Origin of the sequence: Actinoallomurus iriomotensis (assembly GCF_030269445.1) — a bacterium.
Lineage (GTDB): Bacteria > Actinomycetota > Actinomycetes > Streptosporangiales > Streptosporangiaceae > Actinoallomurus > Actinoallomurus iriomotensis.
The window spans coordinates 1-255 of the sequence record NZ_BSTJ01000048.1 but is presented as its reverse complement, the minus strand read 5'-3'; the positions used below and the strand labels follow the sequence as shown (position 1 = coordinate 255).

General features: G+C 63.9%; 1 protein-coding gene. It reads right to left on the bottom strand.

Going from position 1 to position 255, the window contains the following annotated elements; all coding sequences use genetic code 11:
• A partial coding sequence (locus tag QSK37_RS51345) for a transposase (protein WP_432705581.1) occupies positions 1-248 on the bottom strand: 248 nt, incomplete at its 3' end.
• Between the last annotated feature and the right edge of the window lie 7 nt (positions 249-255).

Here is a 255-nt window from a genome sequence, read left to right as displayed (position 1 = left end):
GTGGCCAGCCGACGCCGCACCCCAATGAAATCCCAGGTCGAAGAGCTCATGAACTGCTGCAACCGCTGATGATCCACACCAAGGCGCTCCGCCATCGGCTGCATCGACTTACGCTGCCCGTCCAGCAACAAACCCCGCACATACAGCCCACCCGTGGCGCGCTGATCCGACCGCGGCAATCCCGCGAACACCTCAGCCGCGAACTCCTCCAACCGCGACCGGACCGCGGTGATCTCCCCAGACCTCACACAAGAT